This window comes from Bradyrhizobium sp. USDA 4369, from assembly GCF_054056435.1.
Genome location: NZ_JBSRYH010000001.1, coordinates 7,179,099 through 7,197,517, shown reverse-complemented (window position 1 = coordinate 7,197,517; position 18,419 = coordinate 7,179,099). Strand labels below are relative to the sequence as shown.

Below are 18,419 nucleotides of genomic sequence, written 5' to 3'. Positions count from 1 at the left end.
CATCTTATGTGACGACTGTAGTCGCATTTCGGAAGAGCACCACAATGCGCGAGATTCAGCTTTGTGACGCGAAGGCCAACCTCTCCGCCGTAGTCGATCATCAGTTGCTGGAGGGGAAGCCGTCGGTCATCACGCGCCACGGCAAGCGCGAAGCGGTCGTCGCGATCGTTCCATCCGGACCCGGCATGCCGTGGCCTACGGCCAAACAGGCCGGCACCCGCAAGGGGAGAGGGCGCATTCACACCCACCGCGCCAGGAACGCGAGAGCAAAGTGCGTATGGGCGTGTAGTTTGAAGAGGCTCATATTCCTGTGGTAATATGACAAAGCCCAACACGGATCGATCGCGACAGGCACGCTTCAGCCACTGCCCGACGGGCCATCCGCGCATGCCCCACATGCGTCAGCTGCCCGTCGTGCCAGTTTGTCGCAAACTCATCCCTTGCACCGTCGGGCAAATCACCTCCACATTTTTGCGTATCCCGGCTCGCTGAAGAGGGACGTTTCGCGATCGTCACGAGCGTCGAGCCGGAGATGCGATGGGCGCGTTGCTCTGCAGCCGGGTGTCACAGCCCGCGCCGACGAACGGAGCGAGGCGACGGCGAAATGGTGTGGTCCTGGCGTCGCGGTGCTGACGCCAAGCCAGCGGTGATGATGATCCGCTGGTGACGGGGGCAAGACAGCCGATCCCCGGGGAGAGCGCCTATAACCCGCAAAACCGTCGCGCAGGGAAGGCCGGATATTGGGCTGAACCTGTGGTTCTGCCGCGTGCTTATTTTGCTGCACGCGGACCGCGGGTATCAGTCGATACCCGGCCTTCCCTGCGCCTCTTCGTCAAGGGAGAGGTTCTCGGGACAACAACTCGGGCGGAGTCCGCCGCGAGACAACTCAGCCATGCCGCTGTTTGAAACGTATAATAGACGTCGTGCGATGTCGCGCACCAAATCGGTCGGGGCAAGGTGATCTGCGGCTTGTCACCAACGCATCTGCTGCGTTTGCCGCTCTGCTCCAAAGTTATCTGCAGCGGCGGTGAAGCATGCCCGAGTCCGGCCCGTTGATGATCGCAGGCCAATTCGTTCATTAGGGAGCACAAATTGCTGCTTAGTCCATGCTTCAAGTCGAGATGCCGAGAGCATGGCTGTTTCGCACAAACAAGACCGGGCGGGTCTATTTTGAGCGGTTCTAGAGCTCGACGTAGAAGATCTCTATGTCACCGCGTCGCGCGTTGACCTTGCATCGGATGGCTGCGCAAATGAGATCAAACGGCATCGTGCATACGGCTCGTATTGGCGATCGCATCGCACACGTCGAAACAGGGTCAGTCGTCGATCTCATCGGGGTAGGATGGTGAATTCGGACAGCGCTTTCAAAAGTGAGGCCGGCAGCCTTGCGACTTTCGACATAAGCGGTCGATTGCTCATCTGGGGGTTCCGCGTCGTCGCTCATTCGCGACGTCTAGGACAAGCGAGCACGCGCGATCTGCGTCAGGTCTATGAGCAGTTCAAGGTAGCAGACGCCGTGCATTCGCTTGAGGCGATGCTCGAAGTGTTCGCGCGCACGGCCCAGGCTCCGGTTGAGCTTCACGCCTCCGGCTGCCGGTGTGTGTCGCTGAGCGAATGCCGGTTGCTGCAGGCCGTGGCCGCTGTCCAATACGGCTGCTTTGACATCGCTCGGAGGCGTTTCGAGCAGTGGCTTCCGCCGTCTGCTGCGGGTTGGATCATGGGGCCGACCTACGGGTTTGGACGGATTTTCGCCAATGCCGGGTTGATGCTTCCTATTCAGGATGCGGACGAAACCGAACTACAAGCCACGATGGCCATGCGAAGTTGGCAAGTCGGATCACTTACTTTGCAATAGGACCACTCATGACGGCCTTTCAACGACCACTGGATCTGCTTGGCGCCACACACGTCGATGATTGTGCCGCCACATGCGGGTTTGCGATATACGAAAGATGGAAGCGCTCAGGCGATCGCGGCCGTGACGGCTGGGAGGCGGTCGTCCTGTCTGTGTTGCGGTCGATTGCGGCGGGCTATGCGACCGGCCATGTTGATTGCTGGGACGCGGCTTTTGATGTCGCCGAGCAGGAGCTGGGCGGTGAGCGCGCGCCGCTCGTGGTCGCTCATGTGGCGGCGCTGGTCAGACGGATCCGAAGGCATCGTGATCTCGTCTGTCTGCCCTCATCGTGCAATCGCCTCTCGGCTGACGAGAGAGCCATTTTGACGGTGATCGCTGGCGCACAGGACGATGCCCAGCTGGAACAAGCCGGCACTAACCTTGGCTTGGATTGGCGAGGGATGTCGGCGGTGGCGATGGCGATCCGATCGGCCGCGAATGCCGATCCGGTCGTTACGTCGTCGACCGGCGAGTGATCTCCACGCTGCGTCTGCACGGTGCGCCCCAGGTGGTTCTTTCAAGGCGGTTCGTTCAAGGTGGTTCGTTCAAGACAATAGCCAATGCAACAGTGGTGCGGCGGGGCGCCCAGGACTGTCGGCGGTCAGCGGCGCTGGTCAGCTGCGTTGCCGGGAGAAATGTCGTTTGTGGGACGCGGTTCCGTCCTGAGCCGAATACGACGCCGCTCTTTAGCCCGGGAGCATGTGCCGCATCGAGATTGGCATAATCGTCCTTTCCGAGATGGAACGTGACGCGACCGAGAGCCTTGTTCTTCCGAGATTGGGAGGTTGGCATGCGAAAGTCATCTGTCACGATCATCATCGTCAGCCTTCTGGCGGCCGCTTCGGTGCACGCCTCTCGGGCCGAAGGTGGCGGTGGGGCGGCGGGGGCCGGCGCAGGTTCGGGATCGGCTGCGGCTAGAACAGGGGCCGGTCAAAGCGTTGGTGGCGGCCCTCCCGCCGGCCAGATAGGCGGAGGTCCGCCTGCTCCGAACAATGCTTCGGGTGCCAACGCCGCGCCCAAACGGGTCAGCCCTGATCATCCAGCCGCTGGCCTGGATAATGCGCCGACCGTTGGCGGTGTGATCGGCGGAACCACCGGCGTGCCGCCCAAGGGCAGCGAACTAGGTGGGACGGCTCCATCCAACTCGGGTCAGAGTGGCGCCTCGAACGTGACGTCGGCTCAAGATGCGTCGGCGGCAGCGACAAAGTCGGGCGAGGCTCAGCCGGAGATCGTGGACAGGCCTGTGAAGCCGCGGCCCTGCAGCGTTTCAGCCCGCGAGACCGATGGTACGACAACCTGCATTGGCGTTCAGCAGCCTCGTTAGCAGCTCGGAGGCCAGTGCCCTTCCGCTCCGCAGCTGAAACTTGATCACCGGCCGTCGTGCCGAGCCGCTTCCGCCGCCTGCAGCTTGTCGAAGATCGTCCCATTCATCAGCAGCAGGATTTCGCTGGCCGGCATCGGCTTCTGGCATTCGGACAGCGGATTGAACCAGAAGTTCGCGTCGGGCAGCATCGTGAACAGATCGCGGGCCGTGGCGCCCAGGCAGGCCTCCGGCGCCTTCACATAGTCGGAGATGCGCTTCCTGGAGGTGAACGCCGGCAGCCAGGTCAGGCCCTGGAATTCGACGCTCGCGACGTTGATGCGTTCCTGGCGCGCCAGCGAGCGGCGCTGCCCGGGCGCGATCGGGGCCTCCGGGGTCAGGACATAGATCTCGGCCGCGAGCAGCGTGCGGTAGAACCGCGGGATGATCGCGGGATCGCGTCCGGCCGCCTGCATCAGCGCTTCGAGACTGTTCTCCGGTTCGAACATCGTGGCCTCCCTTGGATTGATCGAGCCTTTGTCATGCGCGCGTCAGCCCGGCTTGCCGCGCAGCGCGCGATAGACCGTGTTGCGCGAGATGCCGAGCCGCCGCGCCGTCTTGCTGATATTGTTGCCGGTATCCGCGAAGGTGGTAAGCACGAGGGCGCGCTGGATCTCGTGCAGGTCGCCTGGGCCGCTTTCGTCCATTTTGAGTTTGGGCGCCTTGAGCTCAGGGCCGCCAAGCCCGATGGCGGCGTCGACGGTGGCGGCGTCGATCACCGGGCCGGTCTCGCTGAGCGAGAGCCGCGCCAGAACGTTGCGGAGCTCGCGGATGTTGCCGTCCCAGCTCCGCTGTGCAAGCCGCTGAATGGCAGCCTCGGACAATGCGATCGACGGATCGATCTTCACCATTAGATGGCGGGCGATGTCGGCGAAGTCGGTTCGCTCGCGCAGCGGCAGCAGCGTCACTTCGAGCGTGTTGAGGCGAAATAGCAAGTCGGATCGGAAGCGACCCTTGGCGATCGCGTCGTCAAGATTGGCGTTGGTGGCCGAGACCAGGAGCACGTCGACCTCGCGCTTGCTGCCGCCGACCGGCCGCACCGTCCAGTCGTCGAGGAAGCGCAGCAGCACCGCCTGCAACGTCACCGGCATGTCGCCGATCTCGTCGAGGAACAGCGTGCCGCCATCGGCCTCCTTGAACAGGCCGGCCGAGCCGCCTTTCCTGGCGCCGGTGAACGCGCCTTCGGTGTAGCCGAACAGCTCGGCCTCGATCAGGCTGTCAGGAAGGGCGGCGCAATTGACAGCAACGAAAGATCCGCTGCGCCGGCTTGCCGCATGGGCGTGCCGCGCCATCTGCTCCTTGCCGGTGCCGGTCTCGCCACGAATGAGGATCGGCATTTTTCGCGCGGCAGCGACCGCAACGCGCTGCACGATTGCCGCGATCCTCGGATCCGCGGAGACGAACGGCGCGGCAGGGGTCTTCGGCGCCGGCCGTGGCGCCAGCACGCGATGCGTCATCGGGAACTGGCGGCTGTTCTCGATCGTCGCGACGAACTGGCTCCCGACATCGTCCTCGAGCCGCTGCCGCTCCTTGCGCCGGCCCTCGTCGACGAAGTCACTGAACCGGCCGCGGAAGACATCGCCAAACAGGCGGCCGGCGGAGGCCGGCAGCCCGTGCAGCAGCACGCGCGCGGCGCGGTTGGCGGCGAGAATCCGGCCGTCATTGTCGACGGCCAGCAGGCCGGCGCTCAGCGTGTGCAGATATTCGCCGCGGTTGTGGAAGGCGATCAGTATGTTGCCGCGATGCTGCTCGCGGAACAGCCCGTTCTCGATCTGGGTCGCGGCCATCGCCACCAGCGCCTGCGTATGCGCCTGGCGCGACATGCAGTCGGAGGATGCGTCGAGGATGCCGGCGACCTCGCCATCGGGTGCGAAGATCGGCGCCGCCACGCAGGTCAGATTGTTGTAGCGGGCGAAGAAGTGCTCGCGGCCGTGCACGACGATCGGCCGCTTCAGATAGGCGGCCGTGCCGAGCCCGTTGGTGCCGCAGATGCTCTCTGTCCAGATCGAGCCCGCGTGGATGCAGGCGGCATCCGAGGCATCGCTGAAGCTGGAATCCGAGATGCTGTCGAGCAGCAGCCCTTCGGCGGTGGCAAACGCGATCATGAAATTGGAGCCGGCGATCTGCTGATGCAGCGTGTGCATCTCGGCCAAAGCGAGGCCGCGCACCAGCGAGCAGCGCTGCTGCTCCTGCCGCAGCACGGCGGCATCGACGAATTCGGGCGAGGGCGGACGCAGCGCATCGAGACCCAACGTGATGCAGCGCATCCAGCTGTCGTAGATGTCGGCCGACATCAGACCGGCTGGCGGATGGTCCTGATCGTCGAGCTTCAACCACGCGCCATCGAGGCGCCGGCTGGCAGGCAGCATCGTCCATCCTCCCGCTCCGCGGCTTTGCCTTATTCGGGCAGCCGCGGCTGTTTGATTGTTCGTGATCTGGTGCTGCTTCGATCAGCATAGAGCAATCGCGCAAAAAGCAAAAATGCGCCGCTGCCGTCGCAAGCCGTTCTTGCATCGCGAAAACTGTTCCGTCCCGGAACAGTTGTGCAATCAGCATTGATCCGCGGCGGACCGAAGACCGGCGCAGGCGCAGCTGAGAAGATCCGGATTATCAGCCTGTTAGCTCGCTGGCATAGCTCTTGCTCAACTCTCGTCAACGACGGCTGCGACACGTTGACGTCGAAACGAAAAATATCCGGGGGGAGTTCATGAAGGCCGCGGTTCTCCATGCATTCGATGAAAAGCTGACGGCGAAGGAGTTCGTCAGATACGAAGAGGTCGCCGACCCGAAGATCTCGCGTCCGATGGACGTGATCGTGCGCATCGGTGGCGCCGGGGTCTGCCGCACCGATCTTCACATCGTCGAGGGCATCTGGCGCAGCAAGGTCGATGTCAAGCTTCCCTACATCATGGGTCATGAGAACGCAGGCTGGGTCGAAGCTGTTGGCCCCGGCGTCGAAGGCGTCAAGGTCGGCGACAGCGTGATCTGTCACCCGCTGGTGACCAGTGGCCATTGTTTGGCGTGCCGGCGCGGCAACGACATGCACGCGCTCGACAGCTCCTTTCCTGGCATCAACGCCAACGGTGGCTACGCGCAATATCTGCTGACGGGGCAGCGCTCGCTGATCAAGCTGCCAAAGTCGCTGGCGCCGAAGGACGTCGCGCCCTACACGGATGCCGGCTTGACGGCCTATCGCGCGGCCAAGAAGGCGTCGCGTCATCTGCTGCCGGGCGAATACGCCGTGGTGATCGGGGCCGGCGGCCTCGGCCATATCGGCATCCAGGTTCTCGCGGCGCTGTGTGCGGCGGAGATCATCGTCGTCGACCGCTCCGACAAATCGCTGGAGCTCGCCAAGACCTGCGGGGCGCACCACCTGGTGAAGGCCGATGGCGGCGAGGTCGAGGCGGGTGCTGGCGCTGACCGGCGGCCGGGGCGCGGAGGCCGTTATCGACTTCGTCGGCGAGGGCGATGCCATTGCCAAGGGTCTCGCGATGACCGCCAATGCCGGCTCCTATTACATCGTGGGCTATGGCGGCAAGATTGATCTGCCGACCATCGACATGATCACGACCGAAAAGAGCATCGTCGGCAATCTGGTCGGCACCTATGCCGAGCTGGTCGAGCTGATGGCGCTGGCCGATCGCGGCCTCGTCAACCTGCATACCAAGGAATACCGGCTCAGCGAGGCGAATGATGCGCTGCATGATCTGCATCACGGGCGCATCCACGGACGCGCCGTGCTGATCCCGTAAGGCGGGCGCGGCCAGATGCGCGGTGTCCATCCCAATCGTCGAACGAGAGTGATGCTCGTGACCAAGTCCAGCGAAGGCGGGCCACAGATCACGGCCGAGGAAGCGGACCGGCTGCAGCAGGCCCGCGACCGCATGATCTCCAGGCACAAGCTGATCGAGGGCATCATCCGCAACAATGAGATGCAGCTCCGGAACGAAAGCGCACGCGGCGGCGCCGAAATCGAGCTGGAATGCGCGCGGCGGGACGTCGCGCACCCGGACGGCGGCTTGGCTGCGCAGGCCGAGCTCGACAGGGTGACGGAGCGCCTCAGCCAGCTTCGCGACGAGCACGCCCGCCTCGTCGCCGAGCGCGAATGGCTCAATCACGCGCTGTTGGAATTCGACAGCACACCGACCGACGACGACCACAGACGCACGGGACATGCATGATGAACAAGGTCGACACGAGCAGGCTCAATATCAGGACGTCCGGCGCGCCGGTCTCGGCCGTGCCGCCAGTTCGCAGCCCGACACAGCCGCCGCCAGCGGAGCCGACCGAGGAGGACCGCTCGAAGGACGCGTTCTTCGCGACGGTCGGCGAGGTCGCCGAGGCGATGATCGCGCGGCACGGCAGAGAGTTTGCCATCGGCACGCTGGTGCTGGCGGCGAAGTTCGTCGCGGAAGGCCGGCCACTGGTCAGCCGCGGCGCGGAAGCGGGCGGGGCGGCGGACGCCGCCAAGCCGGCCTGAAATGCCAATTCATTACGGGAGTCAAAGTCAATTTTCGGACCTCAAAGTTGATGGGCAGACGTGAATTTGCAGTAGACGTCGCGGGAGCCGCCGTGTGCCGGAAGCTCCTTCGACCGAACGATCAAGGCCTGACGACAACAAGCTGATGCAACGTTCAAAGGAGAAGGAAATGTCTGCAAGTCTGACGCTCAATAAGATTACGGCCCAGAAGGGCATTACGATTGCCGAGGCAGCCAGTCGCGTCGCGGATCTCGGCTGGACGCCGAGCTACGTCCAGGAAGCGATGACGTTCCCCACCGACTACAAGATTTCGAAGACTCCCCGCGATCCGATGAAGCAGGTCCTGCGCTCGTATTTCCCGATGCAGGAGGAGAAGGACAACCGGGTCTACGGCGCGCTCGACGCGGCGCTGCGTGGCGACATGTTCCGCAATGTCGAGCCGCGCTGGGTCGAGTGGATGAAGCTGTTCCTGGCCATCATCCCGTTCCCGGAGATCTCGGCGGCCCGCTCGATGGCGATGGTCGGTCGGCTCGCGCCGGGTGAGGAGCTGCGTACCGGCTTCACGATGCAGATGGTCGACGAGTTCCGGCACTCGACGATCCAGATGAACCTCAAGAAGTGGTACATGGAGAACTACATCGATCCGGCAGGGTTCGACATCACCGAGGCCGCGTTCGGCAAGTGCTATGCCACCACGATCGGGCGGCAATTCGCCGAGGGCTTCCTGACCGGCGACGCGATCACCGCGGCCAATGTCTACCTGACGGTGGTGGCCGAGACCGCCTTCACCAACACCCTGTTCGTGGCGATGCCATCGGAGGCGGCCCGCAACGGCGACTATGCGCTGCCGACCGTGTTCCTGTCGGTGCAGTCGGACGAATCGCGCCACATCGGCAACGGGCATTCGATGCTGATGGCCATGATCAACGATCCGTCCAACCACCAGCTGCTCGAGCGCGACCTGAAATACGCGTTCTGGCAGAACCATGCCATCGTCGACGCCGCGATCGGTACCTTCATCGAATACGGCACCACCAACCGCGATAAGAACAAGGAGTCCTATGCGGAGCTCTGGCACCGCTGGATCTACGAAGATTATTATCGCACCTATATGCTGCCGCTGGAGAAATACGGCATCAAGATCCACCACGACGACGTTGCCGCCGCCTGGGACCGGATCGTCAAGAAGAACTATGTCCACAAGACCGCGCAGTTCTTTGCGGTCGGCTGGTCGGCGAATTTCTGGCGCATCGAGGCCCAGACCGAGAAGGATTTCGAGTGGTTCGAGCACAAATATCCGGGCTGGTACGCTGAGTTCGGCGACTTCTGGAAGTGGTATGCGAAGCTGAGCGTGCCGGGCGAGACCAACATCCTGTTCAACAGCGACGTTGGCTACGTCTACCCGCACCGCTGCTGGAGCTGCATGGTGCCTTGCCTGATCCGCGAGGACTTCGTCTGTGATGAGGTCGACGGCAAGATCTACACCTATTGTTCGGAAGGCTGCCGCTGGACCCACAAGGTGGCATTCGCTGCCGAGTATGAAGGCCGCGCCACGCCGGCAATGGGCCGCTTCAGCGGTCGCCGTGAGTGGGAAGACTGCTACCACGGCTGGGACATTGCCGACGCGATCAAGGATCTCGGCTTCGTTCGTCCGGACGGCAAGACCCTGACGGCCCAGCCGCATCTGCGGTTCGACGCCAAGGACATGTGGACGCTCGATCACGTGCGCGGCCACCAGCTTGGCAGTCCGCTGCGCGGCTTCCGCGCGCTCTCGCCGATCGAGCGCGAGATCGCGGTCGCCGACTATCGCAAGGGCTTCACCATCAATCCTTGTCATTGACGATGCGAGCGCAGGGGGCCGGCTCGCCGGCTCCCTGCGATCATCTGCTTCAGGTGCCGGGGAGGGTGTCGATGTCGGTTGGTACGAAGGCTGTCGTGACGGACGTGCAGGTTCACAAGGTGCGGTTCGAGCCTGTGGGGATCGAGATGGAGGTCGAGGAGGGCGAGACCGTGCTCGATGCGGCGTTCCGCCAGGGTATCTCGCTGATGCATGGCTGCAAGGAAGGCCAGTGCGGCAGCTGCAAGTCGAAGCTCGTCGATGGCGACATCGAGCTCCTGAAATATTCGACCTTCGCGCTGCCGGATTACGAGAGCGAGAACGGCCACGTGCTGCTGTGCCGGACTCACGCCTATAGCGACGTCAGCTTCGAACTGCTGAACTATGACGAGGACATGCTGCGGCGGTCGATCGCGGTCAAGACGTTTCGCGGCCGGGTCGTGGCGATCACGGCACTGACGGCTGACATCCGCCTGCTGGAGATCGAGATCGACAAGCCGATGAAGTTCTGGGCCGGCCAGTATGTCGACCTGACGATCGATGACGGCCGCATCACCCGCGCCTTCTCGATGGCCAACGCGCCAGGCGAGGGCACGAGGCTCAGCTTCATCATCAAGAAATACTCGAACGGAGCGTTTTCCTCCCAGCTCGACGGCGGACTTGGCGTCGGCGACTCCGTCACGGCGAAGGGCCCGTATGGCACCTGCTTCCGGCGCGAGGAACGGCCTGGCCCGATGCTGCTGATCGGCGGCGGCTCGGGGATGTCGCCGCTGTGGTCGATCCTTGCCGACCATATCGCGAGCGGCGAACAGCGACCGATCCGCTTCTTCTACGGCGCCAGGACCCGCGCCGATCTGTTCTATCTCGACGAACTGGCGGCGATCGGCCGGCAGCTCAACGATTTCAAATTCGTCCCCGCGCTGTCGCACGCCCCGCCCGAGGATCATTGGGACGGCGAGACCGGCTTCGTGCACGAGATCGTGGCGCGTCACCTGAAGCAGGAGAACCTGGCTGGGGCGATCGACGCCTATGCCTGCGGCCCGACGCCGATGATCGATGCAGTGCTACCGGTCCTGCAGGTCAACGGCGTCGAGCCGGACCACATCTATTTCGACAAGTTTACGCCGGCGGTGCGATGACGGCGTTCGGATATCGTCGCAACACAACAGCAAAAAAGGGAGGTCGTCATGAGTGCACAAACAAGCGGAGCCATTGCGGAGCCGGGCGTCGTCAAATCCGGCGCGGCGGGGTCGGCGGTGTTTCCAGGCTCCGACAGCCGCAAGTATAACTATTTCGAGCCGAAGGGCCGCAAGGCGACCCACTACGAGGACATGACGGTCGACGTCCAGCCCGATCCGGAGCGCTATCTGCTGCAGGACTGGATCATCTCGTTCCCCGATGGCACGCCGACCTACAGCAAGGACTGGACAGCGGCGAAGAGCTCAAACTGGCACAAATTCCGCGCCGTCGACCAGGAATGGGAGCGGACGCATTATCAGCGGCAGTCGACGATCTGCGGCATGGTGCAGAACACCATCGAGAATGGCCGCAAGTCCGGCGCGCCGGCGCGCTTCGATCCCGCCTGGGTGAAGATCCTGCAGAACCACCTCGGCGCCTACAAGCATGCCGAATTCGGGCTGGGCACGTCGACCATGCAGGCGCAGCGCTATGGCTACACCCAGATGGTCAATAATGCGATCCTGACCAACTCCTCCTACAAGCTGCGCTTCGCCCAGGACATCACGCTGTATCTCAGCGAGATCGCGCTCGACCTGCCCGGCTTCGACGTCAATGCCGGCAAGCAGCACTGGCTGGAGGATCCGATCTGGCAGGGGGTGCGCAAGTCGATCGAGTCGGTGATGGGATCGAACGACTATCTCGAACAGTATTTCGCCACCAACGCGGTGTTCGAGCCGCTGGTCGGCGAGCTGTTCCGGTCCGGCTTCCTGATGCAGGCCGCTTCGGCCCAGAACGACTTCATCACGCCGGCGGTGGTGTCGGCGGCGGAGGCCGATTACGAGCGCAATCTCGCCAACACGGTCGAGCTGTTCCACATCCTCGGCACCGATGTCCAGCATGCGGCGCACAACATCGCGCTGTTCAACAAATGGCTGGCCAAGCACGCCGAGCTCGCGCTCGACGCCGCCAACCGGCTGCAGCCGATCTGGTCGCAGCCGCGGGTCAAGGTCGTGACCTTCAGCGATGCGCTCGCTCAGGCCAAGAACCGGATCAGAGGCATTGCCGCCGAGCTTGGACTGACGGTTCCGGCCAGCCTGTCCTAGCCGAAGCCAATGCCGTTCACTCAATCCGTCAGGAGAGCCACCATGATGCAGGAAGCCGACAACATCTTCAAATCGATGAAGGACATCAAGTTCGAGGACACGGTGTCCCACCAATGCGGGGTCACGATGAATGACAGCGTCGAGGCGCGCGCCATCGCCGACGTGATGAGCCGCCACGACCACATCACCGTGACCTACATGCCGGCGATGATCCGGATCGACGGCATCGGAAAGATGGAGTTCAAGATGGACGAGATCTCCGAGGAGCTCGGCCGCGAGATGACGCCGCATCTGTTCGAGATCGCTACCTCGACTCATTACGGCCGGATGGTGATGATCGACGACAATACCGTGATGCTGTTCGGCGACATGAACGAGATGATGAAATACATCGTCTGAGCCGCAATGAGGAATGCCCGGCCGGCTTTGCGCCGGCCGGGCCAACATGGCGCCGCCATCAACGGCAGGCCGCATCACAATCAATCTGGGAGCGGGAGAAACACGATGTACAGGACGGCCAACGGCGAAGAGATATTCGTGATCGACGGGCATACCCATTTCTGGGACGGCAGCCCGGCCAACCAGAAGAACATTCACGGCAAGCAGTTCATCGAGTGCTTCTATGCCTACCACTCCAATCTCAGCCCGCCGTCGGAGAAGTGGGAGAAGGAGAAGTTCGAGAAGTACGACGCCAAGACGATGTTCGACGATCTGTTCGTGTCGGGCTATGACGACATGGCGATTCTGCAACCCACCTACCTGACTGACTTCTACAAGAACGGTTTCAACACCACCGAGCGCAACGCGGCGATGAAGAAGAGCCATCCGGATCGCTTCATCCTCAACGGCGCGTTCGATCCGCGCGACGGCAGCAAGGGGCTGGAGGACCTGCACGCGCTGGCGGAGAAGTACAAGCTGCAGGGCGTGAAGCTGTACACGGCGGAATGGCGCGGCGAGTCCAAGGGCTACAAGCTCTCGGACAAGGACTCCTACAAATATATCGAGGCGGCGCAGAAGCTCGGCATCAAGAACATCCATGTCCACAAGGGGCCGACCATCATCCCCTTGAACCGTGATGCGTTCGACGTCGCCGACATCGACGACGTCGCCACCTCGTTCCAGGATCTGAACTTCATCGTCGAACATTGCGGATTGCCGCGGCTGGACGATTTCTGCTGGATCGCGACCCAGGAGACCAATGTCTATGCGGGGATCGCCGTGGCGCTGCCGTTCATCCATTCGCGGCCCGGCTATTTCGCCCATGTGATGTCGGAGCTGTTGTTCTGGCTCGGGCCGGACAAGATCCTCTATGGCAGCGACTACGGCATCTGGACGCCGAAATGGCTGATCGACAAGTTCATGGCGTTCGAGATTCCGGAGGACCTGACCAAGGAAACCGGCTCGGTTCTGACCCTGGAGAACAAGACCAAGATTCTCGGCCTCAACGCCGCGCGGCTCTACGACATCGATGTCGAAGCCCAGAAGAAGAAGATCCGGGCTGGCGGCGGCTACGCCCATCTGTCCGAACCCGTGCCGGCGTGAACGCCATGAGCGGGCATGTCGCAAGGAGCCTGCCGGAACCGGACCGGCAGGCTGAGCACTGGCAGGCTGGGAACAGCCAGGTCGAGACCAGGCAGGCCGAACTGTGGGGCGCTCTACAGAGCGTCATGGATCCGGAGCTCGATGAATCCGTGGTCGATCTCGATTTCGTCACCTCGGCGGTTGTTGACGCGGCCAACCATGTTCACATCGAATTCCGGCTGCCGACTTATTGGTGTGCCGCCAACTTCTCGTTTCTGATGGCGGATGACATGCGCCGCGCCGTGGCGGCGCTTGACTGGGTCACCGGCGTCAGCGTGGTGCTCGGCGAGCACATGTATGCCGATCAGATCAATGCCGGGCTGGCGCAGGGCCTGTCGTTCCAGGAGACGTTCGGCGTCGAGGCCGATGGCGACCTGGACGATCTGCGGCGGACGTTCCTCGTCAAGGCGTTCCAACGCCGTCAGGTCGCGCTGCTCAATCATCTCACCGGGACAGGACATTCGCCGGAGACGCTCACGGCGCTGTCCCTGGTCGAACTGCGCGACCTTCCCGTCGACGACGAGGGGGACCGGCTGCGGCGGCGTTATCTCGAGCGGCACGGCGTCGTGGCGGCCGCGGACGACAATATGGCGGCCTTCGTCGACGCCGCTGGATTGCCGCTGAGCGCCGAGCGCTTTGCTGCCTACGTCTCGGGACTGCGGCGTGTCGGCGTCAATGCCGAGTTCAACAGCGCACTGTGCCGCGGCCTGCTGTCGGTGCGGTTCGATCTGGAGACGCCCTTCGTTCCAAAAGCACGCGCCTCGGCCTGACCGGCCGGGAGATAACAAAGAGTCGCGCCGGCGAAGACGGCGAGCGATCAGGCCAATGGGAGGTTGAGAACATGCCGAAGATCATGCTGCATGACGAGGCGGCGCGGGCCGCATTGGGGCGGGGCGTTGCCAAGCTCGCCAAGGCGGTGCGCGGCACCCTGGGTCCGAAGGGAATGAACGCGATCATGGACCGTCCGATCGGAACGCCGATCGTGTCGCGCGACGGCGTCAGCATCGCCAGCGAGATCGAGCTGGAATGTCCGTTCGAGAACATGGGCGCGCAGGTGCTGCGCGAGGTGTCGAAGCAGACCAACGACACGGCCGGCGACGGCACCACCACGGCCACCGTGCTGGCCGACGTGCTGGTGCAGGATGGACTGAAATGCCTCGCCGCCGGCGCCAATCCGGTGGAATTGGTGGAAGGTCTCGAGCTCGCGGTCGCCGAGACGATCAAGAACCTGAAGCGCTCGGCGATTGCCCTGCAGGGCTCGGCGGGCCTGCGGGCGGTCGCGAGCATCGCGGCCAATGATGGCGCGCTCGGCGACATGGTCGCGGAAGCGTTCGAGCGGGCGGGCACGCACGGCATCGTCGCCGTCGAATATGGCAGCACGGTCCAGACGACGCTCGAAGTCGTCGAAGGCATGGCGTTCGAGCGCGGCTATCTCTCGCATCACATGGTGACGGATGTGGAGCGCATGCAGGTCGTGCTCGACAACCCGTTCATCCTGATGACCGACCACAAGATCCAGAGCGGCGAGCAACTCGCCGGCGTGATCTCGCTGGTGGAGAAGAGCGGCCGGCCCCTGCTGATCATCGCCGAGGAGGTCGCGCCGGTCGTGATCATGCAGCTCCTGGCGCGCCGGGAGAAGACCAACTTCAAGGTCGCCGCGATCCACCCGCCGGAGTTCGGCCATTGGCGCAAGGCCATGCTGGAGGATATCGCGATCACGACAGGCGGCCGCGTGATCTCGGTCGATCTCGGCGGCCGGCTGGAAAAGGCCGAACTGCAGGATCTCGGCGCCGCCCGCCAGGTGCGGATCTCCGCCTCCAAGACCCTTATCACCGCGGGTGCCGGCGATCCGGACAGGATTGCCGCGCGCCGCGCGCAGGTGATGCGGCAATATGAGGCGGCGCCTGAGAATATCGAGCGCGACAAGTTCCAGGAGCGTATTGCCAAGCTCTCGGGCGGCACGGCGATGATCCTGGCCGGCGGAGCGACGCCCGTCGAGCAGAAGCGTCGCACGCAATTGATCGAGGATGCGATCAATGCGACGCGGGCGGCGATCGAGGAGGGCATCGTGCCGGGCGGCGGCTTCGCGCTGCTGAAGGCGGCACCGAAGCTCGACGACCTGATCAAGGGGCTGGATGGCAGCGTGCGGCAGGGAGCTGAGCTTCTGCAGCGCGCGCTGAGCCGCCCGCTGTTTCACATCGCGGCCAATGCCGGCCTCGACGCCGAGGCCGAGGTCAAGAAGGTCGCCAAGGGCGCCAACGGCCACGGCCTCGACGCCCGCAACGGCGCCTCGGTCGATCTCGTCAAGGCCGGCATCGTCGATCCCGTCAAGGTCTGCTACAGCGCGGTGCGCAATGCCGCCTCCGTCGCTGGGCTGATCCTGACGACGCAGACCTTGATCGCGAAGAAGCCGGACGATTACGACCCGACCGCCGGTCCGGCCCTGGGCGGGGGCGCCGAGTTGCTGTGAGCCCGCGCGGCTTGCGCCAGTGAGAAGCCGGGCATGGGCCCGGCTCTCATTGTCCGCCGATCGTGTGAAGCGCAGCGCCGCGGACTACGGCCGCGGCTGCCCGAGCGCGCGATAGATCGTATTCCTGGACACGCCGAGACGGCGCGCGGTCTCGCTCACATTGCCATTGGTTTCCGCGTAGACCATCAGGATACGGGCGCGCTGGACGTCGTGCAGCGATCCAGTGTCCGGTGGCGGCCGCGCGATCACTTGATCGATCACTTGGCCGATCATGGCATCCACGCAGGCTTCGTCGACCGGCCCGTTGGAGACGCCGAGCGTGAGCCGCGCCAGCATGTTGCCGAGCTCGCGGATGTTGCCGTGCCAATGGTTCGGTGCCAGCCGCGCCAGCGCCTCCGCCGTGATCTCGCAGCCCGGATCGATCTTGTGCAGCAGCTGCCGCGCAATGGCGTCGAAATCGCAGCGCTCGCGCAGCCGCGGCAGCCGCACCTCGAGCGTGTTGAGGCGATACAGGAGGTCGGACCGGAAGCGTCCCTCGGAGATTGCCTTGTCGAGCGCGGCGTTGGTCGCCGACACCAGGAAGACGTCGACCTTGAACGCGCTGCCGCCGACCGGCCGCACCGTCCAATCGTCGAGCAGGCGCAGCAGCACGCCCTGCAGCGCTACCGGCATGTCGCCGATCTCGTCGAGAAACAGCGTGCCGCCATCGGCCTCCTTGACCAGACCCATGGCGCCGCCGGACCGAGCCCCCGTGAACGCGCCATCGGCATAGCCGAACAGTTCGGCCTCGATCAGGCTGTCGGGGAGTGCGGCGCAATTGACCGCGACGAAGGCGCCGGAACGGCCGCTGGCAGCGTGGGCATGGCGCGCCAGCTGCTCCTTGCCGGTCCCGGTCTCACCGCGGATCAGGATCGGCATCTTGCGCGCCGCCGCGCTCTCGACGCGCCGCACGATCGCGAGCACGTTCGGGTCTTCGGCAACGAAACGGGGATTCTTGTTCCCGGCTGACTTCGCCGGCGGCTGAGAGGTCTGCGCGTGCTGCGACTGCGCGGCCGGAAGCGCGGCGTCGCGTCCGCGCATGGCCACCGCATTGCGCTCTCCGGGGGCGCGGCGCCGGGCATGCATCACGACGATCGCGCCGACACCCGTGCTGCCGCTCTTGACCAGTTCGAAGCTCGCATGCGGCAGGATCTCCCTGAGCTTGGCCGGCCAGTCCTCGAACGCGACCGTTTTCAGGAACCGCGTCGGTGCGTCGCCATCCGTGTTGAGGCCGTTGTCCTTCATGGCGCGCAGCCCGCGCTCGGTCGCATGCAGGATGGCGCCGCGGCGGTCGAGCAGGATGCATTCCTCGGTCGCCCAGGACGCGCGCTTGGCGATGAAGTCGCACAGCAACTGCTCCTTGTCCTGCCGCGCGAGCTGCGCCAGCACGCTCTCGACGTGATGGCCGACCGCCACCGCCAGCGCCAGGCTCTGCGGATTGAACGTGCTGGCGGGGCCGGAGATGTCGACGACGCCGAGCAGCTCGCCATCGCTGGGATCGTGAACCGGGACGGCGGCGCAGGTCCAGCGTTGGACCTCGGTGCAGAAATGCTCGGCGCCGTGAATCTGCACCGGGCACGAGTCGGCCAGCGCCGCTCCGATTGCGTTGGTGCCGATGTCGGCCTCGCTCCAGCGTCCGCCATGCTCGAGATGCACTGCGCGGCCGGCGTCGATGACCCTGGCGTCGCCCTGGGTGTCGATGATCAGGCCGGTGGGATCGGTGAGGATCATGATCGATCCGGCGTCGCTCAGGAACGTCCTGGAGTTCTGCAGCGCGCAACGCGCGGCCTGGCGAAGCGCGGCATGCTTGGCGCGCTGGCGAAACAATTCGGCCTCGGCGACGAGCGGCGCCTTCGCGCGATCGACCGTGATGCTGTGCTGCCGCGACCGCTGCCACGAAGCGGCCACGGTCGATCTCACGTCACCCGACAAGGTGCCGCGCTCGACGAATTTCTGCCATGCGGCCCGTACGTCCCGTTGGTCCATTCCGGTTCCTCCAACGTGTCGATGCCCGCTGCCCACTGCCTACGTCGCCTCGCGATCAAACGCCTGCTGCGGATGTCAGGGCGTGGCCAACTGGCCACTCATCAGCCGCAATTGTCGAATCGTTCGAGCCGTTCGAACCTGATACCTCCAAAATGTCGGAAAATATGTGCGCGTGCGACGACGAGGGCGACGAACTCAGCCCGTCAACCACCTTGCTCGCGTTTCACGTCCCCGACGTTCCAGCGCTTCGTCGACGCTGGTAACGCCCGACCTTATACGCCTTGGTAGAATGCGCAAAGCCGAACTCATCGCGTTGCTGATCAATCATGCGACAATTTGAACGCGCATCGCATCTGCTCTGTCCAGCAATGTTGACATGCACCGCATCCGAATGGCTGCAACACACGACATCGCCGCAACCATCAATGCGCCTCGCGCATCGGTGTGCGATGCGGGACAGGATCCATCATCTCGCGTCCCCGACGTGCTA

The 18,419-nt window shown here is 64.0% G+C and carries 17 protein-coding genes; 14 read left to right on the top strand and 3 right to left on the bottom strand.

Translation table 11 applies throughout. From position 1 onward, the window contains the following. Positions 1–44 precede the first annotated feature (44 nt). The 3 genes from ACVIJ6_RS32690 (at position 45) to ACVIJ6_RS32680 (ending at position 2,370) form a co-directional block, all read left to right on the top strand. Positions 45–317 (top strand): type II toxin-antitoxin system Phd/YefM family antitoxin, encoded by a 273-nt coding sequence (locus tag ACVIJ6_RS32690; RefSeq protein ID WP_456776088.1) that lies wholly within the window; start codon positions 45–47, stop codon positions 315–317. Between the two features lie 1,028 nt (positions 318–1,345). Then, positions 1,346–1,855 (top strand): hypothetical protein, encoded by a 510-nt coding sequence (locus tag ACVIJ6_RS32685; RefSeq protein ID WP_456776087.1) that lies wholly within the window; start codon positions 1,346–1,348, stop codon positions 1,853–1,855. An 8-nt stretch (positions 1,856–1,863) separates the two neighbouring features. Then, positions 1,864–2,370 (top strand): hypothetical protein, encoded by a 507-nt coding sequence (locus ACVIJ6_RS32680; RefSeq protein WP_456776086.1) that lies wholly within the window; start codon positions 1,864–1,866, stop codon positions 2,368–2,370. 892 nt (positions 2,371–3,262) lie between these two features. On the opposite strand, the gene ACVIJ6_RS32675 is transcribed toward ACVIJ6_RS32680, so the two are convergent. Continuing rightward, positions 3,263–3,703 carry an SseB family protein gene (locus tag ACVIJ6_RS32675; RefSeq protein WP_456776085.1) on the bottom strand — a complete coding sequence of 147 codons (441 nt, stop codon included), beginning with the start codon at positions 3,701–3,703 and terminating at the stop codon, positions 3,263–3,265. Positions 3,704–3,745: 42 nt separating this feature from the next. Then, the gene (locus ACVIJ6_RS32670) at positions 3,746–5,623 is read right to left on the bottom strand and encodes a sigma-54-dependent Fis family transcriptional regulator (protein WP_456776084.1); all 1,878 of its coding nucleotides are present in this window, start codon (positions 5,621–5,623) and stop codon (positions 3,746–3,748) included. Positions 5,624–5,961: 338 nt separating this feature from the next. On the opposite strand from ACVIJ6_RS32670, the gene ACVIJ6_RS32665 reads away from it, so the two are divergent. The 11 genes from ACVIJ6_RS32665 to groEL all read left to right on the top strand — a co-directional run bounded on the left by ACVIJ6_RS32665 (position 5,962) and on the right by groEL (position 15,904). Continuing rightward, positions 5,962–6,798, top strand: coding sequence for an alcohol dehydrogenase catalytic domain-containing protein (locus tag ACVIJ6_RS32665; protein ID WP_456776083.1), 837 nt, complete (start codon positions 5,962–5,964; stop codon positions 6,796–6,798). Continuing rightward, positions 6,701–7,006, top strand: coding sequence for a hypothetical protein (locus ACVIJ6_RS32660; RefSeq protein WP_456777135.1), 306 nt, complete (start codon positions 6,701–6,703; stop codon positions 7,004–7,006). The genes ACVIJ6_RS32665 and ACVIJ6_RS32660 overlap by 98 nt, the downstream gene beginning before the upstream one ends. Before the next feature lie 51 nt (positions 7,007–7,057). Beyond that, positions 7,058–7,435: a hypothetical protein gene (locus ACVIJ6_RS32655; RefSeq protein ID WP_456776082.1), complete on the top strand. Its 378-nt coding sequence runs from the start codon at positions 7,058–7,060 to the stop codon at positions 7,433–7,435. Further along, a complete protein-coding gene (locus tag ACVIJ6_RS32650; RefSeq protein ID WP_456776081.1) occupies positions 7,435–7,734 on the top strand; it encodes a hypothetical protein in 300 nt (99 codons plus the stop codon). The genes ACVIJ6_RS32655 and ACVIJ6_RS32650 overlap by 1 nt, the downstream gene beginning before the upstream one ends. A 169-nt stretch (positions 7,735–7,903) precedes the next feature. Beyond that, entirely contained in the window at positions 7,904–9,574 is a 1,671-nt protein-coding gene (locus tag ACVIJ6_RS32645; RefSeq protein ID WP_456776080.1) for an aromatic/alkene/methane monooxygenase hydroxylase/oxygenase subunit alpha, read from the top strand. Positions 9,575–9,645: 71 nt separating this feature from the next. Then, complete coding sequence (locus ACVIJ6_RS32640; RefSeq protein ID WP_456776079.1) at positions 9,646–10,710, top strand: 2Fe-2S iron-sulfur cluster-binding protein; 1,065 nt, start codon at positions 9,646–9,648, stop codon at positions 10,708–10,710. Between the two features lie 48 nt (positions 10,711–10,758). Continuing rightward, the gene (locus ACVIJ6_RS32635; RefSeq protein WP_456776078.1) at positions 10,759–11,853 is read left to right on the top strand and encodes an aromatic/alkene monooxygenase hydroxylase subunit beta; all 1,095 of its coding nucleotides are present in this window, start codon (positions 10,759–10,761) and stop codon (positions 11,851–11,853) included. 42 nt (positions 11,854–11,895) lie between these two features. Further along, complete coding sequence (locus tag ACVIJ6_RS32630) at positions 11,896–12,252, top strand: MmoB/DmpM family protein (RefSeq protein WP_012043728.1); 357 nt, start codon at positions 11,896–11,898, stop codon at positions 12,250–12,252. A 105-nt stretch (positions 12,253–12,357) separates the two neighbouring features. Then, positions 12,358–13,395: an amidohydrolase family protein gene (locus tag ACVIJ6_RS32625; protein WP_456776077.1), complete on the top strand. Its 1,038-nt coding sequence runs from the start codon at positions 12,358–12,360 to the stop codon at positions 13,393–13,395. A 5-nt stretch (positions 13,396–13,400) separates the two neighbouring features. Next, positions 13,401–14,204 (top strand): metal-sulfur cluster assembly factor, encoded by an 804-nt coding sequence (locus tag ACVIJ6_RS32620; protein ID WP_456776076.1) that lies wholly within the window; start codon positions 13,401–13,403, stop codon positions 14,202–14,204. Between the two features lie 71 nt (positions 14,205–14,275). Beyond that, positions 14,276–15,904: a chaperonin GroEL gene (groEL, locus tag ACVIJ6_RS32615; RefSeq protein WP_456776075.1), complete on the top strand. Its 1,629-nt coding sequence runs from the start codon at positions 14,276–14,278 to the stop codon at positions 15,902–15,904. Between the two features lie 84 nt (positions 15,905–15,988). Here groEL and ACVIJ6_RS32610 read toward each other — a convergent pair whose 3' ends face one another. Beyond that, complete coding sequence (locus ACVIJ6_RS32610) at positions 15,989–17,929, bottom strand: sigma-54-dependent Fis family transcriptional regulator (protein WP_456776074.1); 1,941 nt, start codon at positions 17,927–17,929, stop codon at positions 15,989–15,991. Between the last annotated feature and the right edge of the window lie 490 nt (positions 17,930–18,419).

Coding starts and splice junctions, on each gene's coding strand:
- ACVIJ6_RS32655 (WP_456776082.1), top strand. CDS start 7,058: ATGCTCGTGACCAAGTCCAGCGAAGGCGGGCCACAGATCACGGCCGAG.
- ACVIJ6_RS32620 (WP_456776076.1), top strand. CDS start 13,401: ATGAGCGGGCATGTCGCAAGGAGCCTGCCGGAACCGGACCGGCAGGCT.
- ACVIJ6_RS32665 (WP_456776083.1), top strand. CDS start 5,962: ATGAAGGCCGCGGTTCTCCATGCATTCGATGAAAAGCTGACGGCGAAG.
- ACVIJ6_RS32630 (WP_012043728.1), top strand. CDS start 11,896: ATGATGCAGGAAGCCGACAACATCTTCAAATCGATGAAGGACATCAAG.
- ACVIJ6_RS32650 (WP_456776081.1), top strand. CDS start 7,435: ATGAACAAGGTCGACACGAGCAGGCTCAATATCAGGACGTCCGGCGCG.
- groEL (WP_456776075.1), top strand. CDS start 14,276: ATGCCGAAGATCATGCTGCATGACGAGGCGGCGCGGGCCGCATTGGGG.
- ACVIJ6_RS32640 (WP_456776079.1), top strand. CDS start 9,646: ATGTCGGTTGGTACGAAGGCTGTCGTGACGGACGTGCAGGTTCACAAG.
- ACVIJ6_RS32645 (WP_456776080.1), top strand. CDS start 7,904: ATGTCTGCAAGTCTGACGCTCAATAAGATTACGGCCCAGAAGGGCATT.
- ACVIJ6_RS32670 (WP_456776084.1), bottom strand. CDS start 5,623: ATGCTGCCTGCCAGCCGGCGCCTCGATGGCGCGTGGTTGAAGCTCGAC.
- ACVIJ6_RS32635 (WP_456776078.1), top strand. CDS start 10,759: ATGAGTGCACAAACAAGCGGAGCCATTGCGGAGCCGGGCGTCGTCAAA.
- ACVIJ6_RS32675 (WP_456776085.1), bottom strand. CDS start 3,703: ATGTTCGAACCGGAGAACAGTCTCGAAGCGCTGATGCAGGCGGCCGGA.
- ACVIJ6_RS32680 (WP_456776086.1), top strand. CDS start 1,864: ATGACGGCCTTTCAACGACCACTGGATCTGCTTGGCGCCACACACGTC.
- ACVIJ6_RS32610 (WP_456776074.1), bottom strand. CDS start 17,929: ATGGACCAACGGGACGTACGGGCCGCATGGCAGAAATTCGTCGAGCGC.
- ACVIJ6_RS32690 (WP_456776088.1), top strand. CDS start 45: ATGCGCGAGATTCAGCTTTGTGACGCGAAGGCCAACCTCTCCGCCGTA.
- ACVIJ6_RS32625 (WP_456776077.1), top strand. CDS start 12,358: ATGTACAGGACGGCCAACGGCGAAGAGATATTCGTGATCGACGGGCAT.